Genomic DNA, 21,988 nt, shown 5'->3' with positions numbered 1-21,988 from the left:
GTGCGCCAGGCAATACCGACCCCAGCCACGATATGGGTCGGATGTGAACGCTGAGACAGCGGACGGTTATACCGACGACCGAACCCTGTGCAGCCCATGGGTGGTGACCTTGTCCTGAGTCGGAGGCCAGATGGCCTCCGGCACCTCCTCATGCCGAACCCAGGCGTGTAGCGCACCCAATCAATCGCACACCATCGCGGAACGTCTCAGTTCCCATTTCCCGACGACAGGACCAGCCCCGACCAAGATCCTTGGCATTGGCTCGCTGATTCATCAGCAACCCGCCAGCAGCCAAGGTCGCCCCAGGCTGCGCCACGCCCTAGGCGTGTCGACCATCCCCGTCCGCATCGCATCGTGCCGCGGATGCCCGCCCGCCAGGGCGGTGATGCATCGCAATCCGTCGGGTCCTCCCATCCATTTCAAGCTCAAGCCAACCACCTCCGTGTGTACGCGGTGCTTCCGTTCGCCTTCCGGCATTCCACCCTCCACGCGTCCAAGGGCGCTGAACCTTCTAAGGAGTTTCCTATGACCACCATCCGTCTTCAGACGAACCAGAACCGTCTCATCGCCAACCTGCGCCATGCGTTCAACCAGAGCTCGATGCTCGGAGAGCTGCTGCAGAACGCCAGGCGAGCTCAAGCGAGCGCCATCCACTTCACCGTGGACGACAGCAGTCTCACCATCCGCGACAACGGCAGCGGCATCGCCAACCTGCAGACCCTCATCCACATTGCCGAGTCCGGCTGGGACGAGAAAACCCAGACGTGCGAGAACGCTTTCGGCATGGGCGTGTTGTCCACGTTGTACTTCGCCGAGCGCCTGACCGTCCGGTCTGGTGGGAAGGCATTCAGTGCGGCGACCGTGGACATCATCCGGGGCGAGCCGATTCAGGTGATCCCCTGGGATCTGGTTGAGGGCACGGAAATCCGATTGGATGGCATCCAGCCGACACAGCCCGGGGAGACCCTGTCTGTTTGGGCTGAACGCCTTCTGCGCACACTGTGCGAAGCCTTTCCAGTTCCCATCTGGCTCAATGGCCACGCTGTGCTTCGGCCCCTGGCGGACCCCGCGCTGCAATGGCGTGAGACGCCCATGGGCCAGATCCTGCTGGACCTGTCTGCTTCACGCACGCAGTGGCGATGCTTCCTCCAGGGGCTTCCGATCGGCCGATCACCGTCAACCTGCAGGCACCACGTCGTCCAGTTGCCAAACAACACGCTCGCCAGGCTTCCCGATCGCCAGCATCTGTTGAATGAAGCGGAAGACCACAAGCGCATCCAAGTCGCGATCGACAGCGCCTTTCGCCAAGCATTGATCGAGACCAAGGAGCGCCTCTCGACCAGCGACTTCATCGTGCACTACGCGCGCATCTGCATGGACTCATCCAACGCCGACTTGCTCAACGACGTTCCCTTCGTTCCACGAGCCTGGTTCCGATCCTGGGCCCTTGAACCGTCCGGATTCCGCCGTTACTGGGATCGCCACTTGGCCGAGGGCATCGTGGCTCGGGAGGTACTGGAAGAAACTGGCGCTTGGCGGATCGAATCGGATGGCGATGACGCGCCCACGGCTGAGGTGTACCTGGAGGCTCGCAAAGCGTTCTTGCTCGATGAAAGCGGGATCGATGCCGGGCACTGGTTACTGGGGCTTGTAAGGCCCATCACGCCGGAGGAAGTCCAGGTCCGCCCAGGTGCCATCCTGCATCATGACGCCAGCCTGTGTCTGGCCGACTACGAGGTCGAATTGACCTTGGCCGACGGCCTGAACGTCTGCATCGAAGGCGAGCCGGACGTTGCGGTCGGCGCCATTCGCAAAGGCGTGACGTTGTTCCTCACTGCCGATGCAGGCGGTGCGACTGCGCTGGTCTCCGACTACATCTTCGATGATCGCTATGACGAGGATCGCGAGGACGAAGACGGCAGGACCATCGACACCTTCATCGCAGTAGGGTGTTCGCAGTCTCCGGCCGGTGTTGTGCAGGCCCTGCTGCCCGTCACCTTGCGGTATGCAATGCAACCAAGGTTGGCAGGTGCCGTTGTTCATCTGACCTTCGATGCTGAAGGAAGACTGGCAGCAGTCACCGCCTGACACTGCCGTCCACCAACCACTGCGCCCCCGGGATTTCCGGGGGCTTTTTTTTGCGACAAGAGGCACACCTAGCATCGGGATGGCATGAATCCGGTCCAACCTGGGTTCCCATTTCTCCCAGACGCCAAATGCTGCATGGGCAAAGCTGCCCGCATGTGTCGCTGACGTTGTCAGCACCATGCCAGCAGCAAGGATCCTCCGGCTGCGCAGGGAATCCCCGCCCTGAGATCCACCAGTCCGCCATCGCATCGGTTCCGCGGACGAACGCCATCCAGGCGTCGATGCAACTTTCTTTCTTCACCCCTCGCGGGAACTGCCATCCCGACAGGGACAAGGCCGTCTCGCCGTCACCTAGGAGCCGTCCATGTCTCACCGTGCCTCTTTTGGTCATCTGGCCTTGGTCTATGTCGGCAAGTTCCTGCCGCTTGAAGTCATGCAAAGCGCGGCGGGCCACTACATCGGCACACGCGATAGCGAGGGCCCTGTGTCTCGCGAATCGATCGAGTACTTCCGAAGCGCGGCCACCGCTCAGCGCGCCCTCGAAAGAGGCGGCTGGACCCAGTTGCCCAACCCCTGATCCATCAGCTAGGAGAGAATCCATGAACCAGCTTCTGCCCCCGGAAGTCGTCGAGCAGATCGTGCGGGAAGAGCGGCATTTCGCATGCGCTCCAGACGCATTCTTTCAAGCCTGGAAACGCGGCGCCGAAATTGCGGGGCCCGAGTGGTTTGGCAACGGCACCTGCGAAGGCCTGCAGCACGCCACCAGCAAATGGGACCTTCGGCCCAACATGCTGATGCTCAACGAAGCCCTCGGCGTTCTGAGCAGCGGCCAACGCATGTTCCTGTCCGCAATGGTCAGCTTCTACAACGCCCCTGAGGGCGCTGCCATGCTGCGTCGTTGTGGATTTGAAGGGCTTGCCGATCTCGGCGGCCTGGATCTGGAGCGCCGTCAGGTCATCGCCGACCTGGTGTTGAACTACAGCGGCTGGTAAGTCACCAAAGCCGACCTCCGCATCCATTTTCCACACCCAAGAGGGACATCCGTCCTTTCGGGGCGGTGTCCCTCCCTTTTCTACAGGAGCCACACCATGTCCCGAACCCCCTCCTTTGCGATAGTCCTCGAAGGTGGCCTGGTCCAAGCCATCGTCGTACAAGACTGGCCACGCCACCTACCGCTGCCGCCATTTGTTGTCGTGGACTACGACACCGAGGGCGCCGACGATGACGAGATCACGCGGTTTGACATCGGCCAGAGCACGGCCGAAGCCATCTGTCGCAGCGACACGCCAACAGTATTCGAATCTCTTCCAGACGCCCTGTCTCCTCAGAGCATCCTGACGGCACTGGGCGAGTCAATCGCCGAAAAAATGCCCGAGCCTCTAGCCCTCGCCCGCTCGGTACGTGAGGAGATCGTCGACCTGGATGCTCGCCTGAATGCCGCCGAACAGTCACCGACGGGCGACGACTACAACCAACTCTACGTCATTGCCAACTGCGGCCTCATCGAGGTGCAGAAGGCACTGGGCGACACCACCGACTTCGGCGACTGATTCGCCTTCTACCTCTTGGCCCGATGCGACGAGCATCAGGTCCGTCCCCGCGGATGCCACGTCCGCAAGGGGCTGGCTCCGCTCCAACCTCAAGGAGCCAATCATGGCCAACAATTACTACGACGCCACCGGCGTTCTCGTCCTCAACCAGGTGACCCCCGTCATCTCCGCGCTGTTCGGCGGCTTCAAGCTCGACGCTTCCTTCCCCAGCGAGGGACAAGCCTACATCGCGCTCGTTGCCGAGGACCACAACCCGAGTTGGGAAGACCTCTGCGAAGGACTGTCGGAGCTGGCCACCTCGCTCGACCTGCCGCTACCCGATGATCCGCTGGCAGTGGAACCGCTGCTGGAGACCCTGTCTCGACATTTCGGAACCGACCAGGACGAAGCGCTGGCGCATCTCATCGAGCACCATCAGTTTGAGGACGCCGCAGACCTTGATGCGCTGTTCCTGATCGCCACGCGATTCGATGACGGCCACGGCCTTCAGGAAATCCGCTTCGAGGGCTGCTGGCACTGCAGCAAGCCGCGCCTCTTCAACTTCGGAGGCGATGCGCAGTTCTTTAGCCGAGAGTTCGAAGCGTACTGCGCTTCCGGACAGGCGCTGCAGTTTGGCGATTCGGTTCGCCAAGCACTACTCAAACAAGACCTGGAAGCGGTCGCCAACCACTTCACGCGCGAGGTCCACCGCTTGCTTGCAGGCATTCAGGACGCATCGGTGCGAGCTCAGACGCAAAAGCGGATGTCCGCACTGCTGCACTGAAATCGGCGCCATTCGGCGCTGGGTATCCACCTCACACACCGCCTGAGCGCGGTGAATTTCCTTCCCTCGGGGCCAAGCCCCGGTGGGGGTTGGCTCCATTTCAACCCTCACCGGAGAATGGCACCATGATCCAGAAGATCAATCCCTTTGCTCGCGGCTACTACGGCTTCGAGATTCGACGCGTAGCGGTGATCAGCTATGACGATCGCCATCCGCAAATTTTCGTTCCGCTGCACCCCTCTCAGCGCCACCTGCCTGATAACCAGGTGGCCTTGCATGCCGGCATATTCAACGAGGAGTATGCGCTGGTCACTGACGACCAGGTGGTAGCCGAAGAATTGGATGCCACCTGCGGTGGCAGCGGAACCATCCTGGCGGTTTTTCATAGCATCTACGGCAAGAATGTCGAAGGATCGCTCATCCATATTGGCGACAGCCAGACCCGGGAATCTGCGCAGGAGGTTGTGCGTACGCTTGCATTCGAGACCGGCTTTTACAGCCGGTGCTGGGAAATCAGCACTGTGCACATTACCGAGGATGCGGGTCGATTCCTTTTCGAACTCGCCGACATCGCAACACCGACGGCGCTTCTCTTCGTCGCATTTCGCATTCCTTACAGCCCGGCCATCGGCATCAAGCTGATCGCCACCCCCTGGACGGATACGAATCTGCAACAGGTCGAAGGCCTCACCGCTACCGAACTGCGTGCGGAACACCGCGCAAAGGGTGTGCCAGAGGAACTGGCCGACCTGTTGCACCTAGCTGGCCAGGCTGACGTGCGCATGTTGATCCTCGATGCGGACGCTTCCATTCTGGAAGGACTGTCGGTCATCGAGGAACGAGCATAGACCCTTACCACCGCGTCAACCACCAACCCACTCCGAGCCCCTCCAACGAGGGGCCCTTTTTTTATTGGCCAAATTTGAACCGATCACTCTTCTGGGTCACCGTCAGACGCCACGCTCCCTGTAGTAGCCCGCGCGCTGGCCATCGACCTCCCGGTAGCGAAGCTCGATCGAGCGTGCAAATAGTCACTTAGCCTCTTCCGTGTTTGCAGCAATAGACTTAATCGCAACCGCCTGGATCCGGCCTTTGCCTCCTTTTTTTACTGAATACATCATTTCGTCCGCACTTCGCAGCAAGTCTTGCGGAGCAGAGTCCCCGGATCCAACAACTATTCCAATACTTGCGTCGATTTGCACGTACTTACCAGGCGCAATCTCAATGCTCTCGCGAATCTGCTCAAGGCAGCGCTGTATTACTACCGTTGCTCCGGCAGTGCCTTCGACAGAGTTCAGCAGGACAGCAAACTCGTCTCCTCCAAGCCGTGCGACTACATCGTTACCGCGGATGGCTTCCGTCAATCGCTTAGCCGTCTGACACAGTACGGTATCACCGGCATCATGGCCGTAGACATCATTGATTTTCTTGAACCCATCAAGATCCATGTAGCAAACTGCAATAAATTTTTTGTTGCGGCGGGCATTGGACAAAGCGCCCTCAAGGCGTAAATCAAACGATCTCCGATTTGCAATTCCGGTAAGTGCGTCGCTTAATGCCAAATCCTGGGCATTCTTTTCACTGCGCTTTATGGAGTCAATGTCTACCATCATCCACAAGCTTTCTTTTTCAGACACTGCTGCACCACTTAGATCAATCCAAATAGCGTCACCATTCTGTCGCTGCATTTGCAGCTGCACTGAATATCGACCATCATTGCGGAGCGCTGTGTACCCAGCAATTCCAATACGCTGATGATCCTCATCGTTCAAGTACAGATGCCGTGATGGCTGCCCATCCAGCTGCCCGTTTTCATACCCAAATATGCGCGACGTCGCCATATTCGCCCAGACTATTTTCCTCTCGCGCACCCTCATCATTCCAACGAGATTATTCTCAAGCATCAGGCTCTGTTCTTGAACAACGCCAATAGCCTCAAGCCGAGCTTTTCTCTCTGCTCGCTGCGTACGGAAAAGATAGTAGGAGTAGGCTGCAGTAATTCCTAGAACCATAAGGACAAGAAGAGCCTGACGAAGAGCCTCAGCCCTCCAGTTTTTAAGAAATTCATCCGTAGCCAAACCCGTAAGAGCGATAAGCGGATAGCCCTCGATTCGAGAATACGCAGTGATTCGCTCGATATGATCAAGCGGCGTTGGCGTGATATACCAGCCCCTTTCATCTCCCTTGCTCAATTGATCCAAAAGCTCGTCTGAAACGATTTTTTCACCAACCCCTTTTTTTGACCAGGGATCAGACCTAGAAAATCTAGCAACTAGATTTAGAGAGTTTGTTCGTAAAGCGATCGCACCAGCATCCCCCATATCCAGACGGGAAAATCTCGTCATCAGTGCATCCGACCTGACCTCAGCATAAATGATGCCGTAGAAGTTTCCATTTTTAGTTCGGAGCCCGCGAGCCAAAACAATGCACCACTCATTCGAGTCATCACACAAAACCGGCTCTGAAAAAACCATCTTCTCCACATGCGCAGCTGATAGAAAGTGTGAGGATTTAGAGACATCCACTGCCTTTCCGTTCACCTCGATCCCCACTGTTACCGAAGCGTCGGCAAACCTGAGATTAGATACTTGCGGCAGCAACATCCCTTGCTCCGCCAGTTCTTTCGTCACAATCCTATTACGCTCTTCCTCTGAGTGGACATCACTCACTCTCAAAGCAATGGTCGATAAAGAGTTCTCGATCAAGTGCATTTGCGCACCAATCTCAATACTCAAACTGTTCGCAAGATTCGCCGCGGCCTGTTGCGCCTCGTATATATCCGCATCGCGGCTGTTTTTTAGGCTCAGCGAGACCCCAAAAATGAGAATGGAGGCAACAGCCACATTAGAGAAAACCAACAAAGAAGCAAGGCGCAGCATTCATAATCCTCTTTCGACAGCCTTTTGAAACCCCGTGATTACTGGAACATTCCCCAGATGGCCATCATATTTATGATATGTCAGGCACAACCTGCAGAAAATGCCGGCGAGCCCTCTGATGATCCGATATGCATGCCGAGGCCGGGGCTCCACCACTAGAGACCATTCTCCCCATGCACCTCGAAGGTGCTGCCAACAATGCGAAGACATGAGATTCGGTTTTCGAGTGACGTTGGAGGTGTCTGGGTTCACGCTGCGTATATGTTCGTCGGCGTAGCCGGCAGCATCCCAGGCGGTCAAGGCCATCAAGACCGCGGCACGCCATCGGTGTGCTGGCTGCATCAATCCTCGGAACGTTCGCCGCTCTACATTCAATCCACCCCAAGGGACAATCCATCCCTTGCGGTTGGGGAGTCCCGTTTTTTTTCAGGAGACTCCACCATGGATCACCAAGCCATTCGCCAGCAGCTTCCCTCGCTGGTCGCCGGCCACCTGCCACGCACAGCGCGTAGCTTTCAGTTCAACATCTTCGACGGCCAGCCCAAGGAATCCGCCCTGGGCTTTCGCATCGACCCCAAGCCCTTCGAAGGCAAGGTCGTTGCGACCACCGATGAAGCCATCGTCGTCAAGATCGGCCGCACACAGTTCGCCGTGCTGGACCGCGAACTGGTCACGAACATCCCGGTCGAAGGGGCCAAGGTCGCTGTCCAACCCTACGCACGCCGTCGCTTCGATGGCTTGCGCGCGGACACCCCGGAAGAAGTCGTGGAACACTCCTCGGACGGTACGCCATACAAGGTCACCCGCCTGATCCTCGGCTCGGCACCTGCACATTTGCCGATCGCTAAGCCGGAGTGCCTTGAACTTCAGCAGCTCATCGAGCAATTGGAGTCGATGCCCGCACCAGACAGGCATCGCACCATCAGCCACATGTTGGTCGATGCCCACGCCAGCGACTTCGCACTGGTCGACCCGTCACCGAAGGACATCATCCGCACTCCGCCGACGATCAGTTTCAACGTGACTACCGGCAAGTTCGTCGGGCGCGTGAGCGTGCTGTATCTGCGCGGCGACGACGTCTATGCCATCGAAATGCACCGCGATGGCGTATGCGTCGAGCGGCGCGACGAAGTGTACTTCGACATGCTAGGCGACACCTTGGCACATCTGATCGACGATGGCTCCTGGCGCCGCATCCAAGTTCAGTCCATCTCCGGTCGCAAGGCCACCTCCCACTAACTACCCGACCGCGACCGAGCCACCCACCCTGGTGGTGGCTCGTGCTCGCCCCTCATCCAATCCCGTGAAGGAATTTCTCATGACTCTGCTCTTCAAAGGCAGCGCGCTTCGACCCGTCCTGGCCGAAGCCATTACCAACCAATGCCGCGTCATCCTGGTCAAGGATCATGGCGTGTACTGGCTCGCCGAACACGGTGAGCGCAGGCCCGACAAGCGCCAGAAGCTGATTGCCTATGCAGTTGGCTGCGACCCGGATGTCGATCCGTTCGATGACTGGTGGGAACTGGCGCGCATCGAGCTGGGCGGCGACGACTTCGGCGAGTTCTTCGACCCGAACGAAGTCGTGCTCACACGCATCCTGAACAGCACCGATGACCTGATGCTGTCGGCCACGCCCACGCACCTGTCGCTGCAGGCCGTGGCACCTACCGCACCAGAACACTGACCCTGCATCCCAAGAGCCTTCGCCAGTCGAAGGCTCTCTTTCTTGGGCCTGCGCAAAACGGGCTCGGGGCATTTCCTATTGGTCGTGGCGGCCCGGCGCGCATGGTGTGACGCTGCGTCCATGCTTGCTGACGTTGTCAGCGACATGCCAGGCAACCATCGGTCTTCGAGGTTGCGGCGCAGCACCCGCTGCGTGACCACACCAGTTCGCACCGCATCCATGCGCGAACGGCCACCGGCTCGCCGGTGGTGGATGCATTTGCCGTTCTCAACCCATCGCGGGGTTACGCACCTCTCCCCGCATCGTGGGGTTGGTGTGTCTCCGCTCTTTTCCTATGGAGATTCACCATGAGCACCACGTCCAACGAGAAATCCTATTTCGACCTTCACACCTCCGGCATCGGCTACCTGCAGCGTGCCCGTGAGGTTCCCGTCAAGGGAGGTCGCCGCGCACAGCCGTTCCTGGCTTGCACGATCGCCGCCCTGGTTGGTTCCGCCAAGGAGCCGTCCATCCGCTACTTCGACGTCAAGGTGTCCGGCACCGAGGCCAAGAAGCTGGTTCAGTCGTACGTCGGCATCGATGATCCCAAGCAGCGTCCGCTGGTCCGTTTCCGGCTCGGCGACCTCTGGGGCGATGCGTTCATCCGCCCCAGCGGTGAACGTCAGGGTGAAGTGGCAGCGAGCCTCAAGGGGCGCCTGCTGAAAGCCGAGGTGATCGATCGCGCCGAACTGGCTAAGATCGAGCAGCACGAGCTCATCACCCGAGGCATCGGCTACCTGAGCCGTCCGAAGGAGGTCACTCCCAAGGACCGCGATCCGTTCCTGTCGTGCACCATCGGCGCACTGACCGGTCCGGTCGATGAGCCGGAGTATCGCTACTTCGACACCATCGTCGCTACCACCGACGCCCAGCACCTGGTGCGTCGCTGCGTTCAGGCCATCGAGGCTGAACGCAAGGTCCTGATCGCCTTCCGGCTGAACGACATGCGGGCTGACCCGTACGTGCGCACCAAGGGCGAACGAGCCGGCGAACCGGGCGTGAGCCTGGAGTCCACGCTGATCCACATCGGTCTGATCAAGGTCGATGGCCAGCAGGTCTATCCGGCTCCTGCGGACAAAACCGAAGCACCTGCAACCCCGGACGCACAAGCGCCCAAGGCCAAGAGCACTGCCGAAATCGGCGACGCCGCCAAGCCCACCGAGCCCGCCCCGCGCGAGCACGAAGCTGAAGCGGTCGAGCACGAACCGGCAATGGCCGCTTCGTTCTGACCCACGTCAGGCTCCACTCCGGGGCCTGATCGTTTCTCCCACCTGATCCGTGCCCTCCCCTCGGGGAGGTGCACGCGTTCGCGCTTTTTCATCCCTAGCGTCAAGCCAGGCCATCCGGCCCAGGCAGATGCACGTCTTATCTCAGGAGAATTGCCATGTCTCTCGCAACCCGCTTTGCCCATCGTTCCCCGGTGCTGCGCGCGGATCGTCCCTTGTCGGACGACCAGATCCGTGCTGTTGCCCCTTCCATCTTCGCTGACGCTCCCCACGGAAGCCGATCCGAGCGGTATGCCTACATACCGACCGCGACCGTGCTGACCAAGCTGCGTCAGGAGGGCTTCGAGCCCTTCATGGTGTGCCAGACCCGTGTCCGCAACGAAGACCGGCGCGAGTTCACCAAGCACATGATCCGCATGCGCCATGCGAGCCAGATCAACGGCTCGGAAGCCAACGAGATCATCTTGCTCAATAGCCATGACGGCACCAGCAGCTATCAGATGCTGGCCGGCATGTTCCGCTTCGTCTGCCACAACGGCCTGGTCTGCGGTGAAACCACTGCCGACATCCGTGTCCCCCACAAGGGCGACGTGGCCGGTGAGGTGATCGAAGGCGCCTACGAGGTCCTCCAGGGCTTCGAGCAGGTGCAGGCGTCGCGAGACGCCATGCGCGTCATCACCCTGGAAACAGGGGAAGAAGAAATCCTCGCGCGCTCCGCACTGGCGCTCAAGTACGACGATCCGACCAGGCCTGCGCCTGTCACGGAGACTCAACTGCTTGCGCCCCGGCGCTTCGACGATCGACGACCGGACCTGTGGTCGGTGTTCAACCGCATCCAGGAAAACATGGTCAAGGGTGGCCTGACGGCACGCACGTCCAATGGACGCCGGCAGCGCACCCGCGAAGTGCAAGGCATCGACCAGAACCTGCGCCTGAACCGGGCGTTGTGGATGCTGGCCGATGGCATGCGCCAACTGAAGGCCTAGCGCCGCACGGATCACACCCCTCGCGGGTGCGGTCCGTTTCTTTTTCCCTTGGATCTCACGATCCCCCCAATCATCGAAGGAGCACACCATGGCGGCCAAATCAGCCCCGAAGTCCAGCGCACCCCTCATCGTCCCCGGGCAGCTCACGCTGCGCACCATCAACGGCCGCAATGGCCGGTTCAATGTCGGCCGCCTGGTCACCGCCATCGGTGAGTTCGCCGTCAAGGATGCAGAGCTGGAGCAGTACCCCGAAGGCAAGTACGACGGGGAGTTCCACATCCGCTTCATCTATCCCAAGGCCTATCCCACGGCCGGCGGAATGCGTTTCGAGATCCGCGCCAACCTGGACGGCATGACCCTCTCGGGCCTGGACCGGCTGAGCAAGGACGAGGCTCGCAGCTTCGCCACGCAAGAGGTCGATCCGCTGGACGAGGACGTGACTCAGCCATCGGCTACGCCAGCGGTCAAGCCTGCTGCCGATCCTGTGCAGGCCTCGGCCGATCCGCTGATCGATACCACGCCCTTTGGTGTGGATGCGCCATCTGCGACCGTGGCTGCCTCCGGCGGCCCCGACAGTGACGATGCCGCATTGTTCGGCCTGCTGTGGCCGCTGGGCGACTCCGTGAAACTGGATTCGACCATCGACCGCCGCACCCTGCGTGCACAGATCGCCCGGCTGGGCGAACTGGGCTACGCCCTCGACTTCAAGTCACAGCAGTGGAACCGGCCGGAACAACAGGCCGCCTGATCTGCCTCGCCGCATCCGCGGCATCTTCATCCACCCGCCGGGGCTCCGTCCCGCCAGGGAGGACTCCGGCATTTTCTTGCAGGAGAACTTCATCATGGGCTGGCTTTTCTCATCACGCACCCGGTCAGAACTGATCCGGGACCTCATCCAACCCGAAGAGCGCGAGCGCGCCAGCGTCCGCATCATCGCGCATACGCTGCGTGGCAACGTGTTGTGGTCCGTTGTCGAGATCACGGCCAAGGCCGAAGGCGTTCACCAGGAACTCGCGCCCGGCGAGTCCATGTGCTACATCCGCTGCGACCTGCTCCAACGCAGTGGCGGTCAGTGGGGGTACAAGGGCATGGACGAGTCCGTGTCACCGTACTACTTCACCTGCCCGCTGCGCTATCTCGAGATGGCCAAAGAGATCTCGCCCGATTGGCGCGAGAAGGTTCGGGCCTATCACGCTCAGCGGCGCCGGCCGGCAGCTTCGTCGCAACTGGCCGTGGCCTGAAGGAGGACGCGATGGACACTTCGCTGCAATCCCTCTCGCCCGAGCTGCTGGGCCAGGTCGAAGACCAGCTGTCCAACAACGAGGTTTCCTCAGACGAGGAACTGGTTGAGGACTTCATCCAGGCCGGCCTGACCGACGCACAGGCGCGGGAAGCCATCGGCTACCGCGACCGCTATCTCATCAACGTGTACCACCAGGACTTCACGCCGATTCGTACCCCAGAACGTGCATTGCGTTTCAACCCGCACGCCAGGGACTTCGAGCCGGAGTAGTCCGCATTCCTTCATTCCTTCCGGGGCATCACTGCCCCTGCGGGCGGTGCTGCCCCTCATTTCATCGAGGACACCACCATGCCTGAACCTTTATCTCCCAACCCCCTGTACCGCATCGATGAATGCAGCGACCTCATGGCCGATGCATGCGTTTGCAGCGATCAGGGCGATCTGATCTTTCTCTCAATCTGGGCGCGGGATACCGCGATCCAGCAGTTTCTGGCCCGGCTGACGCTGGGCCGCGACGAAGATGGGCTGGAGCAATTCCACCTCATCACCGATCAAGGGGGCTCCATCCCCGTGTTCGTCGGATCGGTCGACCGCTTGGAAAAGCGCCTGACACGCTCCTATCGCCGCACGCTGTTCGGCTCGATGGTCAATCTATGGCTGTTCGACCGGCGCTGCACCCGTCCGGACAAAGCCACGGCCAGCGCGCTCACGCTGCTGCCGCGTGCCTCGGCCGATCCCACCTTGCGCCTGTGGCACCTGGTCAAGGACACATGTCCACTGCCGCTGCTGGACCACTGGCAAGCGCCGGTACTGGCGCTGCTGCGCGAGCGCGACATGCTCCAAACCCTGACGGTGGCCCTTGGTCCGCTGCAGGGCTTCCGGATCGGGCTCGATGTCCCGGTTCTCACCGATGCCCTGGGCGAACTGATCCGCCGCGGCGTCCTGACCGCCTACCCGGTACCGGCTCACGCCGAGCTGCCAATGGAAGCGATGGCTTGATCCGCCCGTCACGGATGTGCGCTCTGCGCGCGCATCCGACCTTTATCCCCCCGCCAATAAGGAGACTGCCATGGCACTGATGTTCCCGCGGCTCGCCCGCAATTTCGCCAAGAACGGGTACTACCCGACCGACGAATCCACGCTCGAACGAGCGCTCAGCGCACTGGCGCCCAGCGATGGGCCGATGTGCATCCTTGATCCCTGCGCAGGTGAAGGTGTGGCCATCGCGGAAGCCGCGCATGCCCTCGGGCATGCGCAGGTCCGCGCGTACGCCGTGGAGTACGACCAGGAGCGTGCCAATCACGCGCGGCTTCTGGTCGATCACTGCATCCACGGTGACCTCATGGACACGCTGGTCTCGCGCCAGTCGTTCAGCCTGCTGTGGCTCAACCCGCCTTACGGCGACCTGTCCAAGGATGCCAATGGCAACATCGGCTACGAAGGCAAGGGCCGCGCCAGGCTGGAGAAGCTGTTCTATCAGAAGACGCTGCAGCTGCTGCAGTACGAAGGCATCCTGGTTTTCATCGTGCCGTCCTATGTGCTCGACGCCGAACTGGTCGGGTGGCTGACGCGACACTTCACCGATCTGAGCATTCACCGTGCGGTGGATACGCAGTTCAAGCAGGTGGTCGTATTTGGACGTCGGATCCGCCAGCGCGAGCTGGTCGGTGACGACACCAAGGCAGTCCGGGCCCGATTGCTACAGATCGGGCAAGGTGAAGTCGAGGCGGATGAACTTCCGTCCGAGTGGACATCGCTGCCATATGTGGTTCCCACGACCTCGGTCGAGCCGGAGCATTTCTACCGGATCAGCATGGAGCCGGCGCAGTTCGCCGAGGAAGTGAACCGGCTGCAGGGCCTTTGGCCCGCATTCGAGACACACCTTGGTGCTGCCCAGCAATCCCTGCGTGCCCCGGCACGTGCTCTGTCCCACTGGCACCTGGCACTGGCCCTTGCGGCTGGCGCCATCTCGGGTGTCGTGCAGTCCAAAAGCGGCCGCATCCTGGCCGTCAAGGGCGACACCTACAAGCGCAAGGCCACCGCCGTCGAGCACCGTGAGCGCGACGATGGCTCCATCGCAGAGACACGCATCCTCACGGACAAGTTCGTGCCGGTCATCCGCGCATGGGACCTGTCTCCCGACTCGGCCTCACTGGGGCAAGTCATCACCATCCACTGAGCACAAGGCTGTAGCGCGCTCGAAGGCGGACGCGCTGTTGTGGCCCAATGAAATCACCAAGGAGGACTATCGATGGCGTCGATCAGGATTGACACCTACATCCACCAACTGCAGTTCCCCATCGGGGCGCTGATCATCAGCAAAGGCGTCGATCGCCTGATTCGTGCCGGCACCGAAGAACCGTTCCAGTTTCTGCGGCGTCACGCCCGCGGCGATTGGGGCGATGTCCCCGCTGACCAATGGGAAGCGAACATCGCGGGAATCCAATCCGAGGCCAAGCTCGAATCGTTCTATGTTGCAACCAACGGCCAGCGCATCCGCATCTTCACCGAAGCGGATCGCAGTGCCACCCACATCGTGCTGGCTTCCGAGAACTGACTCGGTAGACCCGCACCATTCATCAACCCACTGGGGCCATGTCGCCCCGATGGGGTGCCATGGCCCCGCTCTCCCTATCCAGGAGGCCCCATGGCAACCGAAGCAGTTTCCCTCAGCGCCAGTCCCACGCGGCGTTTCAACCCCGGCCAGATGGTCGTGACCTCAGGCGTGGATGCGCTGATCCGTCAGGGTCGGCTCAATCCCACCCCGTACCTGCGCCGCCATCTCAGCGGTGACTGGGGCGATCTCGATGACAGCGACCGGCAACAGAACGACGCCGCGCTGCAATCGGGTGAAGATCGCCTGTTCTCTTCCTACCAGGTCACCACCGACCTGAAGATCTGGGTCATCACCGAGTGGGATCGCAGCGTCACCACGCTGCTGCTACCCAGCGAGTACTGATCCAACCACGGCGGCCATAGGTCGCAACTTCGCTTTCATCCCCCTGGGGCATTCATCAGCCCTCAGGGACGGTGCGTGCCCCTTTTATTTGGAGCATCACCATGACCATGCAACTCGAAGCGGCGCCCGCCGCAGACACCTCGCCCACGACCGACGACCTTTTCGATCCCGCATCCAGCGAGCTCTCCCTGAGCCTGCAAGACTTCGTCGCCGAGTTCGGCGACGAATTGCTGGACTCGCTCAACCGGGCCAATCCACCCGTCTACAGCGGTACGCCGCACGCCCACCGTCAGCTCGTGCTAGCCGGTCTCAAGCGCAAGCTGTTCCCAGCCCAGGCCGAAGTCGTCCATGCCGCCGCCGAGCTGCTCGCCAACCATGGCGAGCGGGCGGCGATCGTCAATGGCGAAATGGGTACGGGCAAAACCACCGTCGGCATCGCGCTGGCGGCCGTTCTCCACGCCGAAGGCTATCGCCGCACCCTCGTCCTCAGTCCGCCACACCTGGTCTACAAGTGGAGGCGGGAGATTCTGGAAACTGTCGCAGGCGCAAAGGTCTGGGTGCTCAACGGCCCTGACACGCTGCTCAAGCTCATCAAGCTGCGCGAGCAGTTGGGTGTGCCGGCCGCTGGCCAGGAGTTCTTCATCATCGGCAGGGTGCGCATGCGCATGGGCTTCCATTGGAGGCCCGCATTCACACGCAAGCGCACCCGGTACGGCGTCATGGGGGCCTGCCCGCACTGCGGGACGGTCGTCAACAACCTTGACGGCGAGCCGATCAATGCTCTGGAGCTGGAGGCGGAGGAAGTCCGCCGCAGGTGTGGCGTCTGCAACACCGCTATGTGGACACTGGTTCGCCCGCGAACCCTGTCCGGCAGCGATCAGCACTCGGCCGTGCTGCGGGCCTTGAAGCGTATCCCGACGATCGGCGAAGCCACTGCGCAGAAGCTGATGAAGACGTTCGGAGATGGCTTCCTGGCCTCGATGCTTGGCGACAACCTCCACAACTTCATAAATCTGATGGACGACCGGGGAGAACTGGTCTTTTCCGATCGCCAGGCACAGCGCATGGAACGCGCGATGTCCAGCATGGAGTTCGGCTTTGGCGAAGGCGGCTACCAAGCCTCCGAGTACGTCAAGCGCTATCTCCCGCAGGGCACCTTCGACCTGCTCATCGCCGATGAGGCCCATGAGTACAAGACGGGTGGTTCCGCGCAAGGCCAGGCCATGGGCGTCATCGCAGCCAAGGTCCGCAAGACCTTGCTGCTCACCGGCACCCTCATGGGGGGCTACGCAGACGACCTCTTTCATCTGCTGTTCCGGGCTTTGCCCACGCGCATGATCGAGGACGGATACCGTCCCAGCAGTAACGGCAGCATGAACGCGGCCGCCATGGCGTTCATGCGGGACCACGGCGTCCTGAAGGACATCTACTCCGAGAGCGACGGGCCAGCCCACAAGACGGCCAAAGGCTCGAAGATCACAGTCCGAACGGTGAAGGCACCGGGCTTTGGTCCGAAAGGTGTCCTGCGCTGCGTCCTGCCTTTCACGATCTTCCTGAAGCTGCGCGACATCGGGGGCATGCTGCCGCCGTATGACGAGGAGTTCCGGGAAATCGCGATGGATGCCGAACAGGCCCACGCCTACCGCGACCTGGCCACGCGCCTGACCGCGGAACTCAAGGAGGCCTTGCGCAAGCGGGATACCACCTTGTTGGGTGTGGTGCTCAACGTGCTGTTGGCCTGGTCCGACTGCTGCTTCCGTGCAGAAACCGTGCGTCACCCACGCACGCGCCAGGTCCTGGCGTTCACACCGGCTCAGTTCAACGAGCTGGAGATCATGCCGAAAGAGCGTGAGCTGATCGACATCTGCCGCGAGGAGAAGGCAGCGGGTCGCAAGACCCTGGTCTACTCGGTCTATACCGGTACGCGCGACACCACGTCGCGCTTGAAAGGGCTGTTGGAGCAGGAAGGCTTCAAGGTCGCTGTGTTGCGCGCAAGCGTGGATGCGAGCCGCCGAGAAGACTGGATCGCCGAGCAGCTCGACCGGGGGATCGATGTCCTCATCACCAACCCCGAGCTCGTCAAGACGGGGCTGGATCTGCTGGAGTTCCCCACGATTGTGTTCATGCAGTCGGGGTGGAACATCTACACGTTGCAGCAGGCCGCCCGCCGTTCGTGGCGCATCGGCCAGAAGCTGCACGTGCGGGTGATCTACCTGGGGTACGCGGCCACGTCGCAGATGACGTGCCTGGCCTTGATGGCCAAGAAGATCCTGGTGTCCCAGAGCACGTCAGGCGACGTCCCGGAATCCGGGCTCGACGTGCTCAACCAAGACGGTGATTCGGTAGAGGTCGCCCTGGCCAGACAGCTTGTTGCTGCTTGATGGTCTTTGTATGCCGGCGCCCTCGGGTGCCGGCATTTTTTCGTGCACGAATCACCTAATCGCGTAACCCTGTCGGCGATAGGTAAACTGAGTCGATTAGGTTACTCGCAGAAGGCAATCTGCTGCGATTGCTAAGGTGATGATTACGAAAAAAGTTGAGTGCGGCATCACTGACAACGCGCCGGGAGTCGCTAGGCTGCTGCTTTGGAAAAACGCTGTCTCGGATTGGAAAAACGTTCATATCGGAGGAAAAGAAGATGAGTCCAGATGATGTCGCCGCGATCCAGAGAATCGTGCACGATGCGATGCAAAACACCGAGTTCATCAACAAGGTTTGGATCGCGGGCGCTGCCGTAGTTGTGTCCGTTTTTGCCGCTCTTGTCGCCTCGTTCACGCAAATGCTGGTAGCTCGATCGCAGCGTAAGACACAGCTAAGGTTGGCCGCTCAGCTAGAGCTTCAGCAGAAGCAAGCACTCAGCGAGCAACTGTCCATGCAGGAACTCGCATCGCGTCGAATAGCAAACGCCAACGTCTCTGCAAAGCGGCAGATATGGATTGACGAGTTGCGAAAAGACATCGCCAGATACCTGTCGCTATGGCAGGAGATATGTTATCGGTGGGATGCCATCGTGAGCGAACCCCGGACCGAGGAGATCTCCGACCAAGCGCTCAACGCGTTCAAGCAGCCTATCGCCGAAATGCGCCTGGAGGCCTTGGAACTGCAGTTGCGTATCGAGTTGCGATTGAATATGACAGAAGTGGATCATCAGGAACTCAAAAACCTCATGAAGGAGCTGGAGACATCCACCATCCTGTTCCAACGTACCGCGAGTTCGCTTCCGCCTGCAGACATTCAGAAGGTCTTCGGAACGATCAAGCAACAGCTGATCGCCAAGTCTCAGAAGATCCTCAAGGACGAATGGGAACGGGTCAAGAAGGAGTCGTACGCAGATCCCAGCGTAACAACTTCCAGCAAGCCCACCTCCAGGTCGGCTGCCTGAGGTAGCCGACCGACATCCCGTAAAAACTGGGCGCGCGCCATTGCGCATTCTTTGCTGACTGGGTCGAGGCGCCCGGCGAAGGTATCGGCTTACTGCAACAGGAAGCCGATCCATGCAAACATTCAGTCTCGTCCCCCGCGCGGTCGCGTGTGGCTTGTTGAGCATCGCCACACTGCTTGGCGGCTGCGCCACCGCTTCAGCGCCTGCTGTCATCGAGTCGGTTCCGGACGAAGCGGCGATCTCTGCTCGCGTACAACTGGAGCCGGAGTTCATTCCGGTGGCGCGCTACGGCCGCTACACCCTCGTCGAACTGGCACCGCTCACAGCGCAGCGTGACCTGCTTCAGCAGGTGATTGACGTGCGGATGCCGGAAGAGGCCAGAGCCAGCATAGGCGATGGTCTGCGCCACGTACTCAAACGCAGCGGCTACCAGATGTGCGAGACGGCACACGCGGTCATCCAGCTGTATTCGCTCCCAATGCCCGCCGCCCATCTGCAGTTGGGCCCCATGACGCTGCGTGACGCGCTGCTCACCCTTATCGGGCCGGTCTGGGATCTGGAAGTGGATGACCGCTCACGGCAGGTGTGTTTCGTCCAGCCAAGAGCCCAGGGGGCTCTACCCATCCAAGAACTACCGCCCACCGGAGCAATCCCGCCTATCCAGGTTGAAGAGGGTTCCCAGCCATGACCACATCACACCCCCTTCCCGCGGCGAAGTCATCGCGCGCCCCATCTCTCGCCCACATATTGCTGTGGGCGTGGCTTGTGGGCCTGACGGCGTTGGTCTTGGTCGCGCTCCAGATAACCGGCGAGCTTGCTGGACAGTCTCAGCTCGACAGCTCCGTGCAGCGTCTGCAAGCACTGGAGTCACGCGTGGGTGAGATTGTGCAGGCCAATCGTGCTCTGCAAGAGCGACCTGCGCCGGCGACCGCTACGGCACTACAGGAGGTGCACCAGTCATTGAAATCCCGCGCTGATTCCCTGGACCAGGCATTGGTCACGCTTGCCAGCCAAGAGGATCTTGTTGCATTGCGGGCGGATCTGGAACAAATCAAATCGCGCCAAACGACAGCACGCAGCAGCACCGTAGCGAGCAAGCCCCATCCCGTGCAGCAGGCAGCAGTCAAGCCAGCGGAGGCTCCCATGCCATTTCGAGTGATTGGCTCGGAACTGCGTGCAGGCCAGCGCACGGTATCGGTCGCACCGGCAGGTGGCGCTCTCTCCGCCTCTCAAATCCAGGTGCTACTGCCTGGCGAAAGCATCGGCCATTGGCGTCTGCAAGATATCGACCGAAACACCGCCGTGTTTCGTGCCGGGGAGCAGATCCGTCGCGTGGCCATTCCCTGAGGGACTATCCCATGAAGCAGCCACTCCTGCTCACCGCAATGCTTCTGGCAGCCCTCAACGAACCAGCCTGGGCACAGCAAACACCGGCTACACCGTCGCATACTACCCAGAGCCAGATCGAGCACAGTCAGGACGACAAGCTGGCCCGCGACTGGGGGCTGCGCCGGGAAGAGTGGACGCGCTACCGAGAGCTGATGGCCGGTCCCCTTGGCATTTACTCGCCCAATCTGGATCCCCTTTCCGCCCTCGGAACAGAAGCTCGTTCCGACGAGGAGCGACGGCGCTACGCCGAGCTCCAGGTGCAAGCTGAAGCACGCCGCGTGGAAAAACTACTGGCCTACCAACGCGCTTATGACGAAGCTTGGCAACGGTTGCAGCCCAATGCCCAGCGCGTCAACCTGCCAGACGCTGGCCCGCGTCAAACCAACGCCTCAGTTCAGGGAAGCGGACGCACCGCCGTTTTCGTGCGTGACAACTGTGCCCCTTGTGACCAAGCCATCGCGCGGCTGCAAGCGTCGGGCTCGGCCTTCGACGTATACGTTGTAGGTAGCCGAGCCGACGATGCCCGCATTCGCGACTGGGCACGCCGGACCAAGATCGACCCGTCCCGCGTTCGTGCCCGCACGATCACCCTCAATCACGATGCAGGTCGCTGGCTGGCCCTCGGGCTGCCAGGTGAACTGCCCGCTGTCGTACGGCAGGTGGATGGCCAATGGCAACGGCAGCCCTAGGCCTGGCCCGACAAGCCCTGATGCTGTGGCTGGTCGGTGGGGTGATCAGCGAGACCGCCGTGGCCCAAGAGATCCCGCCGCCGGCCTACCAATTGGCCGCCAGGCAGGCTGGAATTCCCTCCGTTGTGCTGTACGCCGTCGCATTGCAGGAAAGCGGCATGCGCCGCAATGGACGCGTTGTGCCCTGGCCCTGGTCCCTGAACGTCGCGGGCGAGTCTCAGCGGTTCGCCACCCGTGTCGAAGCATGCGCCGGCCTGCAGCTGGCCTTGCGCCAAGTTCCGCCAACACGCGTGGACGCAGGCCTGGGCCAGATCAATCTTGGTTATCAGAAGCATCGCTATGGCCGCCCCTGCGACTTGCTCGATCCTTACGCCAATTTGGCGATCGCCGCGCAGATCTTGCGCGAGCAGCACACCCCGGGCGAGGACTGGCTACTGGCGATAGGTCGCTACCACCGACCGGCTGGTGGTGCACCTGCCGCGCGCTACCGGCGCAGCGTCGCCCAACATCTGGAGCGCGTGCAAGCCTCGTCACGCGCAGCATCTGATGTCCGCAAGGAGACCCCACCATGAACCTCTCCCACCTCTCGGCTGCACACGGGTTGGTCGTTCTGCTGACCATACTGGCTACTCCATTACATGCGGCCAAGCCCTTAGTCGTTGTCCAAGACCACGGTGGCACTTCAGCGCTGCCTTACTACGAAGCGCTCAACCTGCTGCCGCGTATGTCGGGTACGCCAAAGCCTCCCATCGTAATGCCCGTGCCACCATCCAAGGCTGGCGGTGAAGCAAACATGCTGCCGGTGCGCAGTACCAAGCTAACGCCAGGCACGGTTAATCGCCGTGTCATCGAGGCACCAGGGCTGCAGCCGTTCTTCTTGATCGGAGACGATGAAGCCTCACATGCTTGGTTGTTCCGCCATGCAGCCTCTCTGCGTGAGCGCAACGCCGTGGGTCTAGTCGTGAATGTAGACTCGATGCAGGGGCTCACCCGTCTGCGGGCTCTCGCACCCGGTATCCAGCTCGCCCCCGTAGCTGCCGACGATCTGGCTGACCGGCTTGGCGTTCGGCACTACCCCGTGCTGATCACCAGCACCGGCATCGAGCAATGA

Annotated in this window: 25 protein-coding genes; 24 read left to right on the top strand and 1 reads right to left on the bottom strand. The window is 61.0% G+C overall.

Annotation, left to right across the window (positions count from 1 at the left end; translation table 11 throughout):
• Positions 1-525 precede the first annotated feature (525 nt).
• The 6 genes from NGK62_RS05470 to NGK62_RS05445 all read left to right on the top strand — a co-directional run bounded on the left by NGK62_RS05470 (position 526) and on the right by NGK62_RS05445 (position 5,249).
• Positions 526-2,088, top strand: coding sequence for an ATP-binding protein (locus tag NGK62_RS05470; protein WP_023098635.1), 1,563 nt, complete (start codon positions 526-528; stop codon positions 2,086-2,088).
• 364 nt (positions 2,089-2,452) lie between these two features.
• A complete protein-coding gene (locus tag NGK62_RS05465; RefSeq protein WP_023098634.1) occupies positions 2,453-2,665 on the top strand; it encodes a hypothetical protein in 213 nt (70 codons plus the stop codon).
• A gap of 22 nt (positions 2,666-2,687) precedes the next feature.
• Positions 2,688-3,080, top strand: coding sequence for a hypothetical protein (locus tag NGK62_RS05460; protein ID WP_023098633.1), 393 nt, complete (start codon positions 2,688-2,690; stop codon positions 3,078-3,080).
• 96 nt (positions 3,081-3,176) lie between these two features.
• A complete protein-coding gene (locus tag NGK62_RS05455; protein ID WP_023098632.1) occupies positions 3,177-3,638 on the top strand; it encodes a hypothetical protein in 462 nt (153 codons plus the stop codon).
• Between the two features lie 103 nt (positions 3,639-3,741).
• The gene (locus NGK62_RS05450) at positions 3,742-4,401 is read left to right on the top strand and encodes a hypothetical protein (protein ID WP_023098631.1); all 660 of its coding nucleotides are present in this window, start codon (positions 3,742-3,744) and stop codon (positions 4,399-4,401) included.
• Positions 4,402-4,526: 125 nt separating this feature from the next.
• Positions 4,527-5,249, top strand: a complete 723-nt coding sequence (locus NGK62_RS05445; protein WP_023098630.1) for a DUF5983 family protein — start codon at positions 4,527-4,529, stop codon at positions 5,247-5,249.
• A gap of 183 nt (positions 5,250-5,432) precedes the next feature.
• Here the strand turns inward: NGK62_RS05445 and NGK62_RS05440 are convergent, their stop codons facing one another.
• The gene (locus tag NGK62_RS05440) at positions 5,433-7,280 is read right to left on the bottom strand and encodes a bifunctional diguanylate cyclase/phosphodiesterase (protein ID WP_023098629.1); all 1,848 of its coding nucleotides are present in this window, start codon (positions 7,278-7,280) and stop codon (positions 5,433-5,435) included.
• A gap of 441 nt (positions 7,281-7,721) precedes the next feature.
• On the opposite strand from NGK62_RS05440, the gene NGK62_RS05435 reads away from it, so the two are divergent.
• From NGK62_RS05435 to NGK62_RS05350, 18 genes are all read left to right on the top strand, one after another.
• On the top strand, positions 7,722-8,519 hold the full coding sequence (locus tag NGK62_RS05435; protein WP_023098628.1) for a hypothetical protein: 798 nt from the start codon (positions 7,722-7,724) through the stop codon (positions 8,517-8,519).
• Positions 8,520-8,598: 79 nt separating this feature from the next.
• Positions 8,599-8,964, top strand: a complete 366-nt coding sequence (locus tag NGK62_RS05430; protein WP_023098627.1) for a DUF3085 domain-containing protein — start codon at positions 8,599-8,601, stop codon at positions 8,962-8,964.
• Between the two features lie 347 nt (positions 8,965-9,311).
• Complete coding sequence (locus NGK62_RS05425; protein ID WP_023098626.1) at positions 9,312-10,232, top strand: DUF3577 domain-containing protein; 921 nt, start codon at positions 9,312-9,314, stop codon at positions 10,230-10,232.
• Between the two features lie 155 nt (positions 10,233-10,387).
• Positions 10,388-11,215 carry a DUF932 domain-containing protein gene (locus tag NGK62_RS05420; RefSeq protein WP_023098625.1) on the top strand — a complete coding sequence of 276 codons (828 nt, stop codon included), beginning with the start codon at positions 10,388-10,390 and terminating at the stop codon, positions 11,213-11,215.
• Between the two features lie 88 nt (positions 11,216-11,303).
• Positions 11,304-11,963 (top strand): DUF3275 family protein, encoded by a 660-nt coding sequence (locus tag NGK62_RS05415; RefSeq protein ID WP_023098624.1) that lies wholly within the window; start codon positions 11,304-11,306, stop codon positions 11,961-11,963.
• Between the two features lie 94 nt (positions 11,964-12,057).
• Complete coding sequence (locus tag NGK62_RS05410) at positions 12,058-12,456, top strand: hypothetical protein (RefSeq protein ID WP_023098623.1); 399 nt, start codon at positions 12,058-12,060, stop codon at positions 12,454-12,456.
• 11 nt (positions 12,457-12,467) lie between these two features.
• Positions 12,468-12,728: a hypothetical protein gene (locus NGK62_RS05405; protein ID WP_023098622.1), complete on the top strand. Its 261-nt coding sequence runs from the start codon at positions 12,468-12,470 to the stop codon at positions 12,726-12,728.
• 78 nt (positions 12,729-12,806) lie between these two features.
• A complete protein-coding gene (locus NGK62_RS05400; RefSeq protein ID WP_023098621.1) occupies positions 12,807-13,457 on the top strand; it encodes a hypothetical protein in 651 nt (216 codons plus the stop codon).
• A gap of 16 nt (positions 13,458-13,473) precedes the next feature.
• A complete protein-coding gene (locus NGK62_RS05395) occupies positions 13,474-14,637 on the top strand; it encodes a DUF6094 domain-containing protein (RefSeq protein ID WP_225321758.1) in 1,164 nt (387 codons plus the stop codon).
• 72 nt (positions 14,638-14,709) lie between these two features.
• Positions 14,710-15,015 carry a hypothetical protein gene (locus NGK62_RS05390; protein WP_023098619.1) on the top strand — a complete coding sequence of 102 codons (306 nt, stop codon included), beginning with the start codon at positions 14,710-14,712 and terminating at the stop codon, positions 15,013-15,015.
• Positions 15,016-15,105: 90 nt separating this feature from the next.
• A complete protein-coding gene (locus tag NGK62_RS05385; RefSeq protein WP_023098618.1) occupies positions 15,106-15,417 on the top strand; it encodes a hypothetical protein in 312 nt (103 codons plus the stop codon).
• A gap of 101 nt (positions 15,418-15,518) precedes the next feature.
• Complete coding sequence (locus NGK62_RS05380) at positions 15,519-17,798, top strand: DEAD/DEAH box helicase family protein (protein WP_023098617.1); 2,280 nt, start codon at positions 15,519-15,521, stop codon at positions 17,796-17,798.
• Between the two features lie 257 nt (positions 17,799-18,055).
• A complete protein-coding gene (locus NGK62_RS05375) occupies positions 18,056-18,799 on the top strand; it encodes a hypothetical protein (protein WP_023098616.1) in 744 nt (247 codons plus the stop codon).
• Between the two features lie 112 nt (positions 18,800-18,911).
• A complete protein-coding gene (gene pilL2, locus NGK62_RS05370) occupies positions 18,912-19,487 on the top strand; it encodes a PFGI-1 class ICE element type IV pilus protein PilL2 (protein ID WP_023098615.1) in 576 nt (191 codons plus the stop codon).
• Complete coding sequence (locus NGK62_RS05365; RefSeq protein ID WP_023098614.1) at positions 19,484-20,146, top strand: hypothetical protein; 663 nt, start codon at positions 19,484-19,486, stop codon at positions 20,144-20,146. Before pilL2 ends, NGK62_RS05365 begins: the two co-directional genes overlap by 4 nt.
• Positions 20,147-20,157: 11 nt before the next feature.
• A complete protein-coding gene (locus tag NGK62_RS05360; protein ID WP_023098613.1) occupies positions 20,158-20,877 on the top strand; it encodes a TIGR03759 family integrating conjugative element protein in 720 nt (239 codons plus the stop codon).
• On the top strand, positions 20,859-21,449 hold the full coding sequence (locus NGK62_RS05355) for a transglycosylase SLT domain-containing protein (RefSeq protein ID WP_023098612.1): 591 nt from the start codon (positions 20,859-20,861) through the stop codon (positions 21,447-21,449). Before NGK62_RS05360 ends, NGK62_RS05355 begins: the two co-directional genes overlap by 19 nt.
• Positions 21,446-21,988 (top strand): integrating conjugative element protein, encoded by a 543-nt coding sequence (locus NGK62_RS05350; RefSeq protein WP_023098611.1) that lies wholly within the window; start codon positions 21,446-21,448, stop codon positions 21,986-21,988. Before NGK62_RS05355 ends, NGK62_RS05350 begins: the two co-directional genes overlap by 4 nt.

This window comes from Achromobacter sp. Marseille-Q4954 (genome assembly GCF_943737025.1).
In the GTDB taxonomy this organism is placed as follows: domain Bacteria; phylum Pseudomonadota; class Gammaproteobacteria; order Burkholderiales; family Burkholderiaceae_B; genus Achromobacter; species Achromobacter bronchisepticus_A.
This window is presented reverse-complemented; position numbering and strand designations above follow the sequence as displayed.

Bases quoted from the DNA above. Each gene is read 5' to 3' on its own strand.
- NGK62_RS05470 (WP_023098635.1), top strand. From the start codon at position 526: ATGACCACCATCCGTCTTCAGACGAACCAGAACCGTCTCATCGCCAAC.
- NGK62_RS05465 (WP_023098634.1), top strand. From the start codon at position 2,453: ATGTCTCACCGTGCCTCTTTTGGTCATCTGGCCTTGGTCTATGTCGGC.
- NGK62_RS05460 (WP_023098633.1), top strand. From the start codon at position 2,688: ATGAACCAGCTTCTGCCCCCGGAAGTCGTCGAGCAGATCGTGCGGGAA.
- NGK62_RS05455 (WP_023098632.1), top strand. From the start codon at position 3,177: ATGTCCCGAACCCCCTCCTTTGCGATAGTCCTCGAAGGTGGCCTGGTC.
- NGK62_RS05450 (WP_023098631.1), top strand. From the start codon at position 3,742: ATGGCCAACAATTACTACGACGCCACCGGCGTTCTCGTCCTCAACCAG.
- NGK62_RS05445 (WP_023098630.1), top strand. From the start codon at position 4,527: ATGATCCAGAAGATCAATCCCTTTGCTCGCGGCTACTACGGCTTCGAG.
- NGK62_RS05440 (WP_023098629.1), bottom strand. From the start codon at position 7,280: ATGCTGCGCCTTGCTTCTTTGTTGGTTTTCTCTAATGTGGCTGTTGCC.
- NGK62_RS05435 (WP_023098628.1), top strand. From the start codon at position 7,722: ATGGATCACCAAGCCATTCGCCAGCAGCTTCCCTCGCTGGTCGCCGGC.
- NGK62_RS05430 (WP_023098627.1), top strand. From the start codon at position 8,599: ATGACTCTGCTCTTCAAAGGCAGCGCGCTTCGACCCGTCCTGGCCGAA.
- NGK62_RS05425 (WP_023098626.1), top strand. From the start codon at position 9,312: ATGAGCACCACGTCCAACGAGAAATCCTATTTCGACCTTCACACCTCC.
- NGK62_RS05420 (WP_023098625.1), top strand. From the start codon at position 10,388: ATGTCTCTCGCAACCCGCTTTGCCCATCGTTCCCCGGTGCTGCGCGCG.
- NGK62_RS05415 (WP_023098624.1), top strand. From the start codon at position 11,304: ATGGCGGCCAAATCAGCCCCGAAGTCCAGCGCACCCCTCATCGTCCCC.
- NGK62_RS05410 (WP_023098623.1), top strand. From the start codon at position 12,058: ATGGGCTGGCTTTTCTCATCACGCACCCGGTCAGAACTGATCCGGGAC.
- NGK62_RS05405 (WP_023098622.1), top strand. From the start codon at position 12,468: ATGGACACTTCGCTGCAATCCCTCTCGCCCGAGCTGCTGGGCCAGGTC.
- NGK62_RS05400 (WP_023098621.1), top strand. From the start codon at position 12,807: ATGCCTGAACCTTTATCTCCCAACCCCCTGTACCGCATCGATGAATGC.
- NGK62_RS05390 (WP_023098619.1), top strand. From the start codon at position 14,710: ATGGCGTCGATCAGGATTGACACCTACATCCACCAACTGCAGTTCCCC.
- NGK62_RS05385 (WP_023098618.1), top strand. From the start codon at position 15,106: ATGGCAACCGAAGCAGTTTCCCTCAGCGCCAGTCCCACGCGGCGTTTC.
- NGK62_RS05380 (WP_023098617.1), top strand. From the start codon at position 15,519: ATGACCATGCAACTCGAAGCGGCGCCCGCCGCAGACACCTCGCCCACG.
- NGK62_RS05375 (WP_023098616.1), top strand. From the start codon at position 18,056: ATGAGTCCAGATGATGTCGCCGCGATCCAGAGAATCGTGCACGATGCG.
- pilL2 (WP_023098615.1), top strand. From the start codon at position 18,912: ATGCAAACATTCAGTCTCGTCCCCCGCGCGGTCGCGTGTGGCTTGTTG.
- NGK62_RS05365 (WP_023098614.1), top strand. From the start codon at position 19,484: ATGACCACATCACACCCCCTTCCCGCGGCGAAGTCATCGCGCGCCCCA.
- NGK62_RS05360 (WP_023098613.1), top strand. From the start codon at position 20,158: ATGAAGCAGCCACTCCTGCTCACCGCAATGCTTCTGGCAGCCCTCAAC.
- NGK62_RS05355 (WP_023098612.1), top strand. From the start codon at position 20,859: ATGGCAACGGCAGCCCTAGGCCTGGCCCGACAAGCCCTGATGCTGTGG.
- NGK62_RS05350 (WP_023098611.1), top strand. From the start codon at position 21,446: ATGAACCTCTCCCACCTCTCGGCTGCACACGGGTTGGTCGTTCTGCTG.